This is a genomic window from Kytococcus sp. HMSC28H12, assembly GCF_001816045.1.
GTDB lineage: Bacteria > Actinomycetota > Actinomycetes > Actinomycetales > Dermatophilaceae > Kytococcus > Kytococcus schroeteri.
Genome location: NZ_KV824612.1, coordinates 1 through 2,000, shown reverse-complemented (window position 1 = coordinate 2,000; position 2,000 = coordinate 1). Strand labels below are relative to the sequence as shown.

General features: G+C 74.2%; 2 protein-coding genes. Both read left to right on the top strand.

Annotated features, from left to right (window positions below; genetic code table 11):
• Positions 1-126 precede the first annotated feature (126 nt).
• On the top strand, positions 127-1,605 hold the full coding sequence (locus tag HMPREF3099_RS09665; RefSeq protein WP_070705766.1) for an aminopeptidase P family protein: 1,479 nt from the start codon (positions 127-129) through the stop codon (positions 1,603-1,605).
• Positions 1,606-1,693: 88 nt separating this feature from the next.
• Positions 1,694-2,000 (top strand): MogA/MoaB family molybdenum cofactor biosynthesis protein (locus HMPREF3099_RS09660; RefSeq protein ID WP_237769821.1); only part of this gene is annotated, 307 nt, incomplete at its 3' end.

The window sequence follows — 2,000 nt, the reverse complement described above, 5'->3', positions numbered from 1 at the left end:
CTCGACTGTCGAGTTCAGCACCGGTGCGGAGGTGGGTTGGGGTGTCCGGTCGAGAACGGCACCGGTGCCGTTCTCGGCGCCGGGGTCGGCCACCGTGTGCAGCGTGGTGCATGACACACTGGCCGGGTGAGTGAAGAGCAGCCGAAGCAGGACCACCGCAGCCGTCCGGACTCCGAGAACTTCCGCGCGTTCATCGCCGCGGACTGGGCCGAGCGCGACCTCTCCGGGGTGCGCCCGCTGGAGGCCGCCCAGTACGCCGCGCCCCGCCGCACCGCCCTGGCCGAGAAGTTCCCCGAGCAGACCCTCGTGGTGCCCGCCGGCGGCCTCAAGGTGCGCTCCAACGACACCGACTACGTGTTCCGCCCGCACTCGGCCTTCGCCCACCTCACCGGCCTGGGCGCCGACCGCGAGCCGGACGCCGTCCTGGTGATCCGCACCGGCGAGGCCGGCAGCGAGCCCGAGGCGGTCTTCTACTTCCGGCCGATGGCGGCCCGTGACTCCGAGGAGTTCTTCGCCGACTCCCGCTACGGCGAGTTCTGGGTGGGCCCGCGCCCGGTGGAGGAGGACATCCGCCGCGAGCTCGGCCTGGACGCCCGCCACGTGGACCGTCTGGAGGCCGACCTGGCCGCCGACGCCGACCGCCTGCGCGTGGTGCCGGACGCCGACCGCGACGTGACCGAGCTGGTGCGCCGGGTGCGCGGCGACGCCGCCGACGACGCCTCGGCCACCGAGCGCGACGACGAGCTCGCCCACGCCTGCTCCGTGCTGCGCCTGGTCAAGGACGACTGGGAGGCCGACCAGATGCGCGAGGCCGTCCGGGCCACCGGGCGTGCCTTCGACGCCGTCATCGAGAACCTCGACGAGGCGGTGCGGCGTGGCCGCGGCGAGCGCTGGGTGGAGGGCGTCTTCGGCCTGCACGCCCGCCACGCCGGCAACGGGGTGGGGTACGACTCCATCGTGGCCTCCGGCGACCACGCCAACACGCTGCACTGGATCCGCAACACCGGCGACCTGGACCCGAACGAACTGCTGCTGCTGGACGCCGGCGTGGAGCTGGACTCCCTGTTCACCGCCGACGTGACGCGCACGCTGCCCATCGGCGGCACCTTCACCGACGCCCAGCGCAAGGTCTACGACGCGGTGTACGCCGCGCAGGAGGCCGGCATCGCCGCGGTGAAGCCGGGCAACAAGTTCGGCGACGTGCACGCCGCGGCCATCCGCGTGATCGCCGAGCACCTGCACGAGTGGGGCCTGCTCCCCGAGGGCGTGTCCGTGGAGGACACCCTCGCCCCCGAGGGCCAGTACCACCGCCGCTGGATGGTGCACGGCACGAGCCACCACCTGGGCATCGACGTGCACGACTGCGCGCTGGCCCGCCGCGAGGAGTACATGGGCGCCGAGCTGGTGCCGGGCATGTGCCTGACCGTGGAGCCGGGCCTGTACTTCAAGGCCGACGACCTCAAGGTGCCCGAGGAGTTCCGCGGCATCGGCGTGCGCATCGAGGACGACGTGCTGGTCACCGGAGACGGCTGCGAGAACCTCTCGGGCTTCATGCCCCGCACCTCGGCGGACGTCGAGGCGTGGATGAAGCGCCTGCGCGGCTGAGCCACGCACCGCCGGAGGGCCGGGTGGGGCATGTCCCCGCCCGGCCCTCCTCGCGTCGCGGGGTGGGGCCGGACGTAGGCTGGCGGGCATGCCGACCGCTGCGAGGGACAGCTCCGTGAGGGCCTGCGTCCTCACGGTCTCCGACCGGGTCTCCCGCGGGGAGCGCGAGGACCGCTCCGGGCCGCTCACCCGCGACCTGCTCACGTCCGGGCTGGGGGACCTGCTCGAGGGGGTGGACCTGCGCGTGGTGCCCGACGGCGAGGACCCCGTCCGCGAGGCCGTGGCCGCCGCCCTGCGCGAGGGGGCCCGCCTCGTGGTGACCACCGGCGGCACCGGCGTCTCGCCGCGTGACCGCACCCCCGAGGGCACCGCTCCCCTGCTGGACCGCGAGCTGC